This window comes from Vreelandella sp. F11, assembly GCF_042466685.1.
Taxonomy (GTDB): domain Bacteria; phylum Pseudomonadota; class Gammaproteobacteria; order Pseudomonadales; family Halomonadaceae; genus Vreelandella.
Genome location: NZ_CP170448.1, coordinates 1,866,989 through 1,879,549 on the forward strand (window position 1 = coordinate 1,866,989; position 12,561 = coordinate 1,879,549).

Annotated in this window: 15 protein-coding genes and 1 other RNA gene; 11 read left to right on the forward strand and 5 right to left on the reverse strand. The window is 54.3% G+C overall.

Annotation, left to right across the window (positions count from 1 at the left end; translation table 11 throughout):
* Nucleotides 1–74: 74 nt before the first annotated feature.
* Nucleotides 75–836, forward strand: coding sequence for a Nif3-like dinuclear metal center hexameric protein (locus tag ACFIOZ_RS08410; protein ID WP_386083235.1), 762 nt, complete (start codon nt 75–77; stop codon nt 834–836).
* 55 nt (nt 837–891) lie between these two features.
* On the opposite strand, the gene ACFIOZ_RS08415 is transcribed toward ACFIOZ_RS08410, so the two are convergent.
* Nucleotides 892–1,350 (reverse strand): YhcB family protein, encoded by a 459-nt coding sequence (locus ACFIOZ_RS08415; RefSeq protein ID WP_386083236.1) that lies wholly within the window; start codon nt 1,348–1,350, stop codon nt 892–894.
* Between the two features lie 208 nt (nt 1,351–1,558).
* On the opposite strand from ACFIOZ_RS08415, the gene zapE reads away from it, so the two are divergent.
* The 8 genes from zapE (at nt 1,559) to ACFIOZ_RS08455 (ending at nt 7,934) form a co-directional block, all read left to right on the forward strand.
* The gene (gene zapE, locus ACFIOZ_RS08420; protein WP_386083237.1) at nt 1,559–2,743 is read left to right on the forward strand and encodes a cell division protein ZapE; all 1,185 of its coding nucleotides are present in this window, start codon (nt 1,559–1,561) and stop codon (nt 2,741–2,743) included.
* Nucleotides 2,744–2,919: 176 nt separating this feature from the next.
* Complete coding sequence (rplM, locus tag ACFIOZ_RS08425) at nt 2,920–3,348, forward strand: 50S ribosomal protein L13 (RefSeq protein WP_022523919.1); 429 nt, start codon at nt 2,920–2,922, stop codon at nt 3,346–3,348.
* A 13-nt stretch (nt 3,349–3,361) separates the two neighbouring features.
* Nucleotides 3,362–3,751, forward strand: coding sequence for a 30S ribosomal protein S9 (gene rpsI / locus ACFIOZ_RS08430; protein WP_226249779.1), 390 nt, complete (start codon nt 3,362–3,364; stop codon nt 3,749–3,751).
* A 208-nt stretch (nt 3,752–3,959) separates the two neighbouring features.
* Nucleotides 3,960–4,559 (forward strand): ubiquinol-cytochrome c reductase iron-sulfur subunit, encoded by a 600-nt coding sequence (petA, locus tag ACFIOZ_RS08435; RefSeq protein WP_386083238.1) that lies wholly within the window; start codon nt 3,960–3,962, stop codon nt 4,557–4,559.
* Nucleotides 4,559–5,818 carry a cytochrome b gene (locus ACFIOZ_RS08440; RefSeq protein ID WP_386083239.1) on the forward strand — a complete coding sequence of 420 codons (1,260 nt, stop codon included), beginning with the start codon at nt 4,559–4,561 and terminating at the stop codon, nt 5,816–5,818. Before petA ends, ACFIOZ_RS08440 begins: the two co-directional genes overlap by 1 nt.
* Nucleotides 5,818–6,585, forward strand: a complete 768-nt coding sequence (locus ACFIOZ_RS08445; RefSeq protein ID WP_386083240.1) for a cytochrome c1 — start codon at nt 5,818–5,820, stop codon at nt 6,583–6,585. The genes ACFIOZ_RS08440 and ACFIOZ_RS08445 overlap by 1 nt, the downstream gene beginning before the upstream one ends.
* Before the next feature lie 149 nt (nt 6,586–6,734).
* On the forward strand, nt 6,735–7,361 hold the full coding sequence (gene sspA / locus ACFIOZ_RS08450; RefSeq protein WP_088698587.1) for a stringent starvation protein SspA: 627 nt from the start codon (nt 6,735–6,737) through the stop codon (nt 7,359–7,361).
* Between the two features lie 66 nt (nt 7,362–7,427).
* A complete protein-coding gene (locus tag ACFIOZ_RS08455) occupies nt 7,428–7,934 on the forward strand; it encodes a ClpXP protease specificity-enhancing factor (RefSeq protein ID WP_386083241.1) in 507 nt (168 codons plus the stop codon).
* Nucleotides 7,935–8,010: 76 nt separating this feature from the next.
* Here the strand turns inward: ACFIOZ_RS08455 and ACFIOZ_RS08460 are convergent, their stop codons facing one another.
* The 4 genes from ACFIOZ_RS08460 to ACFIOZ_RS08475 form a co-directional block, all read right to left on the reverse strand.
* Nucleotides 8,011–8,583: a BON domain-containing protein gene (locus ACFIOZ_RS08460; RefSeq protein ID WP_386083242.1), complete on the reverse strand. Its 573-nt coding sequence runs from the start codon at nt 8,581–8,583 to the stop codon at nt 8,011–8,013.
* A 64-nt stretch (nt 8,584–8,647) separates the two neighbouring features.
* Complete coding sequence (locus ACFIOZ_RS08465) at nt 8,648–9,238, reverse strand: phosphoheptose isomerase (protein WP_008958676.1); 591 nt, start codon at nt 9,236–9,238, stop codon at nt 8,648–8,650.
* Nucleotides 9,239–9,298: 60 nt separating this feature from the next.
* Entirely contained in the window at nt 9,299–9,670 is a 372-nt protein-coding gene (locus ACFIOZ_RS08470) for a YraN family protein (RefSeq protein ID WP_211593562.1), read from the reverse strand.
* Complete coding sequence (locus ACFIOZ_RS08475) at nt 9,660–11,168, reverse strand: penicillin-binding protein activator (RefSeq protein WP_386083243.1); 1,509 nt, start codon at nt 11,166–11,168, stop codon at nt 9,660–9,662. Before ACFIOZ_RS08475 ends, ACFIOZ_RS08470 begins: the two co-directional genes overlap by 11 nt.
* Nucleotides 11,169–11,282: 114 nt before the next feature.
* Between ACFIOZ_RS08475 and rsmI the strand changes: the two genes are divergently transcribed.
* On the forward strand, nt 11,283–12,140 hold the full coding sequence (gene rsmI / locus ACFIOZ_RS08480; RefSeq protein WP_386083245.1) for a 16S rRNA (cytidine(1402)-2'-O)-methyltransferase: 858 nt from the start codon (nt 11,283–11,285) through the stop codon (nt 12,138–12,140).
* Between the two features lie 32 nt (nt 12,141–12,172).
* Nucleotides 12,173–12,543, forward strand: an RNA gene (rnpB, locus tag ACFIOZ_RS08485) — RNase P RNA component class A.
* The last annotated feature ends 18 nt before the right edge of the window (nt 12,544–12,561 follow it).

A 12,561-nucleotide genomic window follows, 5' to 3' on the forward strand; every position in this document is an offset into this window, starting at 1 on the left:
TTTACAATGGTTTTATGGTAACACTTTCTTAGCAAGTACCTCACGGGTGCAGTTCAATCAATCAAGGGTGCAATATGATTCATCGTGACCAATTAGTGGCAGCCTGTGACCATCAGTTGCGTGCGACAGAGTTTAAAGATTTTACCATTAATGGTTTACAGGTAGCGGGTAGCGAGCAGGTTAAGCGCGTCATGACAGGCGTTACTGCCTGTCAGGCACTACTGGATGAAGCCGTTGCCTGGCAGGCTGATATGGTGCTGGTGCATCACGGCTACTTTTGGAAAAACGAGCCCGTGGCGATTACCGGCATGAAGCAGAGGCGGATTAAAACCCTGCTGGAAAATGGAATCAGCCTGCTAGCCTATCATCTGCCTCTGGATGCTCATGCTGAGATGGGAAACAACGCGGAACTGGCCAGACGTCTTGGCTGGAAGGTAGAGGGGTGTATTGATGGCGAATTGGGGGAGGGGCTGCTGTGGTCAGGGCGTTTGCCGCAGCCGCATTCGATCAATGAGCTGGGGGCGCAAATAGCGCAAACCTTGCAGCGTGAACCTTTGGTTATTGAAGCCCCGCAGGTAGGCGCTATTGAGCGCATCGCCTGGTGCACCGGTGGTGCGCAGGACATGATCACTGACGCCTTTGATGCTGGTGCGCAGGTTTTTGTTTCAGGTGAAATATCCGAAAGGACGACTCACTTGGCGCGAGAAATGGGGATTCACTATATCGCCGCAGGGCATCATGCCACCGAGCGCTATGGGGTTCAGGCGCTGGGCGAGTGGCTAAGTGATGAGTACGGCGTTGAGCACCGCTTTGTGGATATTGATAACCCGGCATAACGCTGTCAGTACCCTGAAAGGCAGCTAGCGTATGCCGGGGGCAGTCATATGTCGTTTAGTAGCGTGGAGGCTGGGGCGCTGTTGCCTCTTTGCCCTTCAAGCCAAAGTCTTCCGACAGCGTGCCGCCTTTGCCATCCGCGTAGTCGCGGGGCATGGCAGGGGTGCTGGCGTCCGTCGCTGTCTGCTGCTCTCGCGTTGAATCGATGCCCGACAGATCAAGGCTAGGCTGAATAGCAGCGTCGCGAATATCCCACTCCGCGGCGTCCTCTTTGAGCTGAAGCTCTAGCTGGTTAGCTTCATCGCGGATATTGCTTAGACGTTGATAAATACCCGTTAAATGACTGCCAACGCTGCTCTTCATCTCGGCAATCTGGTGTTCGCGTTCGAGCAGCTTTTGGCGCATGGAAGCAGCCTCGCGCTGACCTTTGCTTAAGAGGCGAAAAGCGACCGCCCCAACGATCAGGCCGACGATAAAACCGATTATGGCAAACGTTAATGGTGAGCTCGCGTCCACAGTGTTCTCCCTGGCGCCTTGAATATAACAGTTAGGCTGCTTTAGCTAGCAGCTTAAGAATCGAACAGGCTGCCATTATAGGCGTCACTCAGCCGGTTGGGTCAATCCGCTCATGCGCTTAGATGTCTCTACAGGTATAATCACACCCTTCTTGAGGTTGCCAGTGGTTGAGCTGGCTGCTGCCTTACATGCTGTAGGAGGCGAGTGCATGTCATCATTATCTGCGGGTAGGGCAACGTCAAAAACGCGCCCTGCATCGCCTATAGAGCGCTATCGGGCTGACTTGGAGCGCGATGATTTTCAATACGATGCGGCCCAGGAGTTGGCGGTCAAGCATCTTCAGCGGCTTTATGATGAGCTTGTCGCGGCACCCACCACCGCCCCCAAAGCCCTGGTCGCCCATAAAGGTCTAAAGGCTAAAATGGCTGGGTTGATGGGCAAGAAGCTCTCATCATCTGACGAACCTGTTCTGCCTAGCGTCAAGGGTCTCTACTTTTGGGGTGGGGTAGGGCGCGGTAAGACCTACTTGGTCGATACCTTCTATGAAGCCTTGCCCTTTCCAGACAAAATGCGCACCCATTTTCATCGTTTTATGCAGCGCGTTCATAATGAGCTGACCCACTATAAAGGCGAGAAGAATCCACTCACTCTCATCGCAGGTAAGTTTGCCACCGAGGCGCGGGTTATCTGCTTTGATGAGTTTTTTGTCAAAGACATTACCGATGCGATGATTCTTGCCAATTTGCTGGAGGCGCTGTTCGAGCGAGGGGTAGTGTTAGTGGCGACCTCTAATATTGTGCCTAATGATTTGTATAAAGATGGCCTTCAGCGGGCGCGTTTTTTACCCGCCATTGAGCTGGTAAATCGCCACTGTGAGGTGGTTAACGTCGACTCAGGGGTTGATTATCGGCTCCGGGCGTTAGAGCGGGCGGCGATCTTTTATTCACCGCTGGATGAGGCGGCTGAGAGTGAGTTAGCGCGTAGCTTTCGGGAAATTGCCGGCCACGAAGGGGAGTCAGACGCGTCGCTAGAGGTAAATCATCGCGTACTTAAAACGCGCCAGCTGCATGATGACGTTGCATGGTTTGAGTTTCTTGAGCTCTGTGATGGGCCGCGTAGTCAAAATGACTATATTGAGCTGGCCCGTGAGTTCCATACGGTGTTGGTTTCCAATGTAAAGCGTATGGGGGCCAGGCAGGATGACCAGGCGCGCCGCTTTATTAATATGGTGGACGAGTTTTATGATCGCGGCGTGAAGCTGCTAATGTCCGCAGAAGCGCCGATCGAAGAGCTTTATAGCAATGGAAAGCTAACGTTTGAGTTCCAGCGGACTCTCTCTCGCCTCCAGGAGATGCAGTCCAAGGAGTACCTGGCACTGGCGCACAAGCCTTGAGGGGTGTCGGCTCAGTAAAAAAGTCACGAAACGGCTTAACTTGTCAGCAGCCTTACTGTAGAATGCCGCCTCGCTGCATGTTGCTGGTGTAAGTCAGCAACCAAAAAGAATAGGGATGGTGCTTCGCCGTACAACGGTGTAAGTCACCCAATACATTTAATCTGGTGATTTCATCCATGAAGACGTTCAGTGCTAAGCCGCAGTCCGTCCAGCGCGACTGGTATGTAGTCGACGCTACGGACAAAACGCTCGGTCGTCTGGCAACCGAGATTGCTCGCCGCCTACGTGGCAAGCATAAGCCCGAATTTACCCCTCACGTTGATACTGGCGACTACATCGTCGTGATCAACGCAGAGAAAGTCCACGTAACCGGTAATAAGGCGAAGGCTAAAACCTACTACCGCCACACTGGTTACCCGGGCGGTCTGCGCTCTATGACATTCGACAAAATGCTTGATCATGCGCCCGAGCGTATCATTGAGTCTGCCGTTAAAGGCATGTTGCCGAAAGGTCCTTTGGGCCGTGCCATGTACACGAAATTGAAAGTGTACGCTGGCGACGAGCATCCGCATGCTGCCCAACAGCCGCTTGAACTGAACCTCTGAGGAAATCTTCGCCATGACACAGCAGTATTACGGTACCGGGCGCCGCAAGACTTCCACCGCTCGCGTGTTTATGAAGCCGGGCTCTGGCAAAATTACAGTCAACGACAAAGATCTCGACCTCTATTTCGGTCGTGTTACCGGTCGTATGGTTGTTCGTCAGCCGCTTGAGTTGACTGAAACGTTGAACCAGTTTGACATCTTCGTGACTGTCGCTGGCGGCGGTGGCTCTTCTCAAGCTGGCGCTATTCGTCACGGCATTACCCGTGCCCTGATGAACTACAACGAAGACCTGCGTCCTTCGCTGCGTGCCGCTGGCTACGTAACGCGTGATGCGCGTCAAGTTGAACGTAAGAAAGTCGGTCTGCGCAAAGCACGTCGTCGTCCGCAGTTCTCCAAGCGTTAATTTCTACGCTATGCGGCAAAACGCCCAGGTCTTCGACCTGGGCGTTTTTTATTGGAATATCAAAAAATTATATTGCTTGTACCACTATGGTCACGAGCGGTTGTTCTTGTGCACAGCGCTTTGTTTTTTTACCATAGAGCGTAATTAATATTCGTCGTCGCAAGACGCCTTTGCGGCGGAACGGGTAAGCTGATGGGAGAAACCTGAAATGGCAGATAACGGCGTAAACAAAGGCCGACGCCGTTTCCTCGTAGGCGCCACCTCCGTAGTGGGTGCGGTAGGTGCTGTCGGGGTTGCGGTACCCTTTGTGGCTTCTTGGCAGCCTAGTGCCAGGGCAAGAGCGGCGGGCGCTCCCGTTCAAGCAGACATATCCAAGCTTGAACCCGGAGAGCGGATGATCGTCGAGTGGCGAGGGCGTCCGATTTGGATCATCAATCGCACACCTGAAATGATTGAGCGCACTGAGTCGCTCGGTGAGGGGGTGCTCGCTGATCCAGAGTCAGCCGTGCCACAGCAGCCTGCTTATATTGAAGGGCATATGCGCTCAATCAAACCTGAGATTGGGGTGTTGATCGGCATCTGTACGCATTTGGGCTGTTCGCCGCTCTTTCGTCCGGAGCCCGATGCTGAGGGTGTCGGCGTTGATAACTGGCCGGGTGGCTTCTTCTGTCCTTGCCATGGTTCTCGCTTTGACTTGGCTGGTCGCGTGTTCAGCAACGTTCCCGCCCCAACCAACCTTGAGGTGCCACCCTACCGCTTTGAAAATGACGATATCATTGTCATCGGCGAAGATGAGGAGACTGCCTAATGGGTAATCCGAATAAAGCCAAGGCGGAAAAGGGCATCATGCGGTGGGTGGATGATCGTTTTCCTGCTACTCAGATGTGGCAAGAGCATCTCTCCAAGTATTACGCGCCGAAAAACTTCAACTTTTGGTACTTCTTTGGCTCGCTAGCACTACTGGCACTGGTTAACCAAATCCTGACCGGGGTTTGGCTGACCATGAGCTTTAACCCCTCCGCGGAAGGTGCGTTCGATTCCGTCGAATACATAATGCGCGATGTGGAGTGGGGGTGGTTGATTCGCTATATGCACACCACCGGCGCCTCCGCGTTCTTCCTCGTCGTCTATCTGCATATGTTCCGTGGCCTCTTGTACGGTTCTTACAAAGCGCCCCGTGAGTTGGTGTGGGTCTTTGGTATGACGATTTACCTAGTGCTAATGGCGGAAGCCTTTATGGGTTACCTGCTGCCGTGGGGGCAAATGTCCTACTGGGGTGCGCAGGTGATCATCTCGCTGTTTTCGGCTATCCCGGCGATCGGCCCCGACCTGGCGCAGTGGGTACGAGGCGATTTCCTGATTTCAGGCATTACCCTCAACCGGTTCTTTGCCCTGCATGTGGTTGCACTGCCAATCGTCATTCTGGCGCTCGTTGTGCTGCACATTATTGCCCTGCATGAAGTGGGTTCAAACAACCCAGATGGCATTGATATCAAGCAGAAGAAAGATGAGGCCGGTGTGCCGCTGGATGGAATTCCGTTCCATCCCTACTACACGGTAAAAGACCTTGTGGGTGTGGCTGTGTTCCTGTTTGTGTTCTGTGTGGTGGTGTTCTACTTCCCAGAGGGCGGCGGCTACTTTATTGAGCGGCCTAACTTTGATCCTGCGAACCCGCTTCAGACGCCTGATCACATTGCGCCGGTTTGGTACATGACGCCTTTCTACGCCATCCTCCGCGCGATAACCTTCTCGGTATTTGGCTTAGACGCTAAGTTCCTGGGCGTTATATTTATGGGTGCGGCGATCGCGATCCTGTTTGTTCTGCCCTGGCTGGATCGTAGCCCCGTGCGCTCTATGCGCTACAAAGGCTGGATGTCGAAAGTCATGCTGACGCTGTTTGCTATCAGCTTTGTCATCCTTGGGGTTTTGGGTGTGTTGCCATCGACAGAGGGCAGGACGCTGCTAGCTCAGGCGTGCACCGTGATTTACTTCGCCTTCTTTGTCTTGATGCCGTTCTACACCAAGCTGGAGAAGACTAAACCCGTTCCGGAAAGGGTGACTGGCTAATGAAAAAGTATCTATTTGGACTCCTTTTCGCCTTAGTGCCAGTAACCGCGATGGCTGCAGGAGGCGCCAGTGTGCCTCACTCGATGGATCCTGATCTGCACGATCAAGCCTCGCTGCAAAATGGCATGAAGCTCTATGTTAACTACTGCATGGGTTGCCACTCGCTTCAATACCAGCGTTTTGCTCGTGCGGCTGACGACTTGGGAATGCCTCAGGATCTGGTTGAAGAGAATCTGATCTTCTCGCCTGAGTTGGCCTATAACGATCAGATGCACAATGCCATGAACAGTGGCGACGCGGAGAGTTGGTTCGGTGCGCCGCCGCCCGACCTATCGCTTAAAACACGTGTGCGTGGAACCGACTGGATCTACTCTTACCTGCTTGGTTTCTACAAAGATCCTAGTCGTCCCACGGGCGTCAATAATACCGTGTTTGACTTGGTGGCGATGCCTAACGTGTTGGAGCCGCTGCAGGGCGTGCAGGAGCTGGTGTGTGCTGAAACGGATCACCCGGTTGCAGGCCAAGAGCCCGACGCGTTGTCGGGCAAGTACCAGTCTTGTGATGTGCTGCAAGTGACCGAGCCGGGTGCGCTCGAGCCTGCTGAGTTTGAGGAAGCGATGTATGATCTTACTAACTTCCTGGCTTATGTAGGTGAGCCCTCCAAGCTTCAGGCCCAGGCGCTGGCGCCTAAAGTGCTGATCTTTATCTTTATTTTTGGTGTGATAGCTTACCTGCTCAAGCGTGAGTACTGGCGAGACATCCACTAATTAGTAGTAGCTGATGGTCAGTGGGGCGCACGGCGTAAGCCGTGCGCCTTTTGCTTGTCAGCATGGCAATAAAGCAAAGCAGGCTAGCTTCCCCTAAGGTAGCGCTGGCGTGTTATTATCCAAGATTGTTTTGATGTGAGGATGCTTTCATGGGTGTTGTGGCCAAGCGGTCGTCGATGATCTTTTACTCAGGTAGTGATGATCATTTCAGTCATCGTGTGCGCATTGTGTTGGCCGAGAAGGGGGTTGCCGTCGATATCGTCGATGTGCTCGATGAAAAACCACCGGAAGAGCTGGCAGACCTCAACCCGTACAACAGTGTGCCGACACTGTTAGATCGTGACCTGGTGCTGTATGAATCAAAGGTTATGATGGAGTACTTGGATGAGCGTTTCCCGCATCCTCCGCTGTTGCCTGTTTATCCAGTGGCGCGCGCGCAAAGCCGCCTATGGATGCACCGCATTGAGCGCGAGTGGTGCCCAATGGTTGATTTAATCCGCAGCGGTGGAAAGAAAGAAGCGGATAGAGCGCGTAAAGAGCTGCGTGAAAGCTTGATTGGCATATCGCCGATTTTTGAAGATATGCCTTATTTCATGAGCGAAGAGTTTACGCTGGTGGATTGCTGTTTGGCTCCTGTCTTGTGGCGTTTGCCGGATCTCAATATCGAGTTGCCTGAAAAGCAGGTTAAGCCGCTGCTGTCCTACATGTCACGAGTATTCGAGCGTGAAGCGTTTAAGGCATCTTTGAGTGAGCGTGAAAAAGAGATGCGCGCTTGAATTCATTTGGCTCCTGTGTGCTTGGTAAGGGCAGGGAGCCTTTCTTGTAAGGAGGAGGGAGTCTAGATGAAATCGAGTCGCCCCTATCTCGCCCGAGCACTCTATGAGTGGTTGTTGGATAATGAGCTAACGCCTTATCTGGTGGTTGACGCTACCTTGCCTGGCGTGGAGGTGCCCCGTCAGTTTGTTCAAAACGGTCAGATCGTTTTGAACGTGGCACCGACCGCCGTGCGTGATCTTTTTATGGAGAATCAGGCGATAGGCTTTAATGCACGCTTTGGCGGGCAGCCTATGCAGGTGATGATACCGACCGAGGCGTTAATCGCTATCTATGCTCGAGAGAATGGTGCTGGTATGGTCTTTGGCCATGAGCCTGAATTGGGCGAAGGTGCCGAATCCTTTGGCGATATTGAGGAGGAGGAGAAACCCTCTACCAAGCCTGAGCTGTCGGTGACTGAGCCGGTTGCTGAAAATCCTGGTAGCGATTCTAACGCTTCAAGCGAAGACGCTGATAAAGAGGCGCAAGCAAAGAGCAAGGCGAAGAAAAAGCCGACCCTGCGGGTTGTTAAATAGCCTAGGGTCACGCCCACAAAAAAGCCTCGCTTAATAAGCGAGGCTTTTTTGTGGCTACCAGAGGTCGCTGGTGTGGTTAGTCGAGGTAATCAAATACCTTTACGATCCGCTGAACGCCGCCAACTGAGGAGGCTGCGTTGACAATGCGGTCAGCCTCTTCACGGCTAACACGGCCCATCAGGTAAACGCTGGCATTTTCAGTGGTGACCTTTATTTTTGAAGAGTCGATGCGGTCATTAGTTGCCAAATGGCTAACGACATTAGTGGTTAGCCACGTATCGGCCAGACGTTGGCTTGCTGGTAGGTTGGCGGCAATGGTTAACTCGTTATGAACCCGGTTAACGCCGCGTAGGTTGCTGGTCACGTCTTCCGCCATGTCGCGAAGCTCTTCGCTAGGCACTTGTCCCACCAGTAGTACAACGCCGTTATAGCTATGGGCGCGTATGCGTGCGTCTGCCAGGCGTGCATCCGCGCGCTCCAGGGCTCGTCCTACTTCACGCTCTATGGTCGTGTCGACGGCTTCCACATCGTCACTGCGCTGGGCGTAGTTGGACTGATTGGAGGCTGAATTATTGGCGCAGCCAGTCATGAAGAGCGCTGCACAAAGCATAGCTACCATTAGGCCGCGGGAGGAAGGACGTTGGGTCATCGGTATGACTCCTTGAGGCTAGCAGTTAAAAACATCGTGGTTGTGGGGACGCAGTAAAAAACGACTAAGCGCTGCCAAATAGCTGTTCATCGATAAGATCGCATAAACAGTGAATCACCAGTAGGTGAACCTCCTGAATACGCGCCGTCGATGTTGCCGGGACGCGAATCTCGCAGTCATCCTGGCCTAAAAGCGACGCCATATCGCCACCGTCGCGGCCGGTGAGGGCGACCACTGTCATGTCGCGATCATGGGCAGCTTGAATGGCTTGGACGATATTGCCCGAATTACCGCTGGTGGAGATGGCTAACAGTACATCACCTGGCTGTCCTAAGGCGCGAATTTGCTTTGAAAATACCTCATTATAGCTATAGTCATTGGCAATTGAGGTCAGCGTAGAGGTATCGGTAGTCAGTGCCAGTGCGGGTAGGCTGGGGCGTTCACGCTCAAAGCGATTGAGTAACTCCGAAGAGAAGTGCTGGCTATCGCCAGCGCTGCCACCGTTGCCGCAACTAAGAATTTTCCCTTCGCTAACAAGGCACTGCACCATCATTTGGCTGGCTACTTCAATAAACGGCGGGAGTACTTCGCTGGCATATGTCTTGGTGTCGATGCTGGCGTTGAAGTGGCCGAGTATCCGAGATTGAAAGTCCATCAGGGCTTCCTGGTTAAATTTGAGTGTTAAAAACCGTTTTAAAAAAAGCTTCAAAAACAGTTAAAAGGCATCGAAGGCGGCTTTCACCCAATCAAATTCGAGGTTGGGCGGCTTGCCCGTTATCGCCAGGATATCAAAGCGGCAGGGCGATGAAAGCCCGCCGCGGGCGATATATAGCCGTGCCGCACGTACGAGGCGCTGCTGCTTCTGGTAAGTGACGGTTTCCAGCGGGTGCCCGTAGCGCGTTGTAGTGCGATGTTTAACTTCAACAAACACGAGAATATCGCCGTCTCGCATGACCAAGTCAAGCTCACCCCCTTTCACGTAGTGGTTCTGCGTAACGAGGGTGAGTCCCTGTTGGCGCAGCCATTGAGCGGCAATTTGCTCAATGGCTGCGCCGCGGGCACGGGCAGTGTGGGCGTTAGTCGTCACTTTCGTCCAGGTTAGGAATTAAAATAGGTGATGGAACGCCATTCTGGAATTTCGCCCATGGCAGTTCACGGTAAATGCGTCCATCGTCACGCAGATAGAGCGTGCCGGTGCTTCCATTGAGACCGTTGAGCTCGTCAAGATTGGTAAAACGAAGGGCCAGTTCGTAAGCATCCACGCCCATGGCCATTAGGCGAAACATGGAAGCGTCCGATTCGTCGCGCAAGCTCCGGTAGGTCGCTGCAAAAGGGAGAGCTTCTTCGCCGCCAACGGCCGCATCAGGGATCTGCCAGGGAATATCCACAAACATGACATCGTTAAGATCTTGATCCAGGCGCGTCTGCAGACGCCCTTCGTGTAAGTGTGAGGTGGCATAGATCGGCAGGTTGGGAGCGTAGTAGTAATCCATGGTGGGTGGTACCTGACGTGCATACTCAGGTAGGGCGAGTAAAAAGAGTGCGTCAATGTTACTAAGACGAGCGCGATCACCGCTGACATTGAGGGCGGTTTGCACGGCGTTGGAGACCGAACTCTCTGGGTTGTAGCGCACGGCATTAGTGATTTCGCCGCCCTGGCTGTGCCACTCATTCCAGAAGGCTTCGCCTACCCGTCGGCCCCAGCCGTTATCCGGAACCATCATAGACATTTGGCGGTGGCCATCCTGCCAGGCGCGGCGGGCAACCTGGCGTGCTTCATCTTCGGCCGACAGGCCATACTGGAAGAGGCGCTGGGCCTGGTTGTTGTCGCCGCTGCCATAGTTGAGTGCCAGTGTCGGCAGCGGCACGCTGTCGCGTTGCTCTAGCTGGGTGACCTGATCTTTATCTAGTGGGCCGATGATTAACTGCGCATTCATCTGCTGTGCGCGGTCATAAAGCTCATCCATTGAGTAGCGCGAGGCGTCCAGGAAGCTCAGCTCGACGTTGCCCCCTTTGACATCATGGTGTTGACGCATGGCAGAGGCGATGGTGTTGGCGACACTGCTGAGTGGGCCTGATTCCGGCAAAGCAACAACGATACGGCGTATCGCCTGCCCTTCAAGCTCAGGCAGGGCGACACTAACGGCGCCGCTGGGTTGATCGAGCGCCTCGCGAGCCCAGCGTTGGCGCTCTTCAAGCCTCTCCTGCTGACTGGCCTGCATCGGTAGTTCGTCGTCAAGCACTTGGGTGGCGCGAAGCACCGCGCGCGGCTCGTTCAAAGCACGGGCGAGCTCGGAAAACAGCAATGCCCAGCGTACCCGATCGGGCTCTGATAGCAGGCTTTCATCGATCCCGTCGGCGGTTTCAAAGGCTCTGTCGCGCTCACCTTGGCGGGCCAGAATATTCGCCGCTTCCAGGCGTGTCTTGGCGGCTTGTTCTGGTGCTTGCTGTTCCGCTTGGCTGAGTAGCTGCCCAGGATCTTCATCGGGCGCACGATCTACCACGCTAGGCGACTGCATCGCACAGCCAGCAACGAGAAGTGCCATGAGGGCAGCGGCGAGTAAGCCACGTAATGACTGTTTCATGTATCCTTCCTTAGGTTTCCATTTGCGCTGTCGCTGCTTGTCAGCGATTGACCAAGCCACTGCACAAGCATAGCGCACCAGCAGGGCAAGCCATCAACGAATTGAGAGTCAACAATGACAGACGATAATCCGGGCACATTGTACGTGGTTGCCACGCCAATTGGGAATTTGGATGACTTAACCGCGCGTGCCGCTCGGGTATTAGGGCAAGTTTCGCGAGTTGCGGCTGAAGATACCCGCCATAGTGGGCGCCTGTTGGCGCACTTGGGGTTGAATAAACCTATGCTCTCTTTGCATGAACACAATGAAGCGCGCCGTGTGGATACGCTAGACAGTTATCTCGCTGCAGGCGAAGATATTGCCTTGATCAGCGACGCTGGAACACCACTCATCAGTGATCCTGGCTTTGTTCTGGTGCGAGAGTTACGCGCCCGCAATCGCCATATTGTACCTATCCCCGGCCCCTGCGCACTGATTACGGCGCTATCCGGGGCGGGGATGCCGACAGATCGTTTTGTGTTTGCTGGTTTTCTGCCTGCCAAGTCTGGCGCACGCCGCCAAGCACTGGAGGGTTGGAAAAGCCGCGAAGAGACGCTGGTGTTTTATGAATCCCCTCATCGTATCGTGCACACCCTTGAAGCGTTGCAGGAGCAAATGGCGGGGCGCGATATGGTGCTGGCTCGTGAGCTAACCAAAACCTTCGAAACCTTTCTGCATGGTACGCCTGAATCCTTGTTGGAGCGTTTAGCGGCCGATCCTAATCAAGCCCGCGGTGAATTCGTGGTGATTGTCGCCGGCGCCCCGCCGGTGGCACAGAGTGAGCATCAGGATATATCGGCAGATACCTTGCTAGAGGCGCTGTTGGCAGAGGGGGTTGGTGTAAAGCAGAGTGCTGCGATTGCGGCGAGAATGCTCGGTGGTCGTAAGCAAGTCTGGTACGCGCGTTTGCAAGCAATTAAAGGTGAGCATTGAGGCTAGCCGAGGGCGCTGGTATGCTTGCCGCCGGAGTTGGCCAGACAGTCGCCGCTGATACCCCTCAAAAGGTGTTGGGGGAGGAAAGTCCGGGCTCCATAGGGCAGAGTGCCAGGTAACGCCTGGGCGGCGTGAGCCGACGGAAAGTGCAGCAGAGAGTAGACCGCCTAAGCCCCTGAAATAAACCTCTGGGGCCGGTAAGGGTGAAAGGGTGCGGTAAGAGCGCACCGCGCGCCTGGCAACAGTGCGTGGCATGGTAAACCCCACTCGGAGCAAGACCAAATAGGGATCCAATGGCGTGGCCCGCGCTGGATCCGGGTAGGTTGCTTGAGCGCTGTGGTAACGCAGCGCCTAGAGGAATGGCTGTCCACGACAGAACCCGGCTTATCGGCTGACTCCCCCATTTCCACTTTAGGGCGTG

Bases quoted from the DNA above. Each gene is read 5' to 3' on its own strand.
- petA (WP_386083238.1), top strand. From the start codon at position 3,960: ATGGCAGATAACGGCGTAAACAAAGGCCGACGCCGTTTCCTCGTAGGC.
- ACFIOZ_RS08475 (WP_386083243.1), bottom strand. From the start codon at position 11,168: ATGAAACAGTCATTACGTGGCTTACTCGCCGCTGCCCTCATGGCACTT.
- ACFIOZ_RS08455 (WP_386083241.1), top strand. From the start codon at position 7,428: ATGAAATCGAGTCGCCCCTATCTCGCCCGAGCACTCTATGAGTGGTTG.
- rsmI (WP_386083245.1), top strand. From the start codon at position 11,283: ATGACAGACGATAATCCGGGCACATTGTACGTGGTTGCCACGCCAATT.
- ACFIOZ_RS08440 (WP_386083239.1), top strand. From the start codon at position 4,559: ATGGGTAATCCGAATAAAGCCAAGGCGGAAAAGGGCATCATGCGGTGG.
- ACFIOZ_RS08465 (WP_008958676.1), bottom strand. From the start codon at position 9,238: ATGGACTTTCAATCTCGGATACTCGGCCACTTCAACGCCAGCATCGAC.
- ACFIOZ_RS08460 (WP_386083242.1), bottom strand. From the start codon at position 8,583: ATGACCCAACGTCCTTCCTCCCGCGGCCTAATGGTAGCTATGCTTTGT.
- sspA (WP_088698587.1), top strand. From the start codon at position 6,735: ATGGGTGTTGTGGCCAAGCGGTCGTCGATGATCTTTTACTCAGGTAGT.
- zapE (WP_386083237.1), top strand. From the start codon at position 1,559: ATGTCATCATTATCTGCGGGTAGGGCAACGTCAAAAACGCGCCCTGCA.
- rplM (WP_022523919.1), top strand. From the start codon at position 2,920: ATGAAGACGTTCAGTGCTAAGCCGCAGTCCGTCCAGCGCGACTGGTAT.
- rpsI (WP_226249779.1), top strand. From the start codon at position 3,362: ATGACACAGCAGTATTACGGTACCGGGCGCCGCAAGACTTCCACCGCT.
- ACFIOZ_RS08410 (WP_386083235.1), top strand. From the start codon at position 75: ATGATTCATCGTGACCAATTAGTGGCAGCCTGTGACCATCAGTTGCGT.
- ACFIOZ_RS08445 (WP_386083240.1), top strand. From the start codon at position 5,818: ATGAAAAAGTATCTATTTGGACTCCTTTTCGCCTTAGTGCCAGTAACC.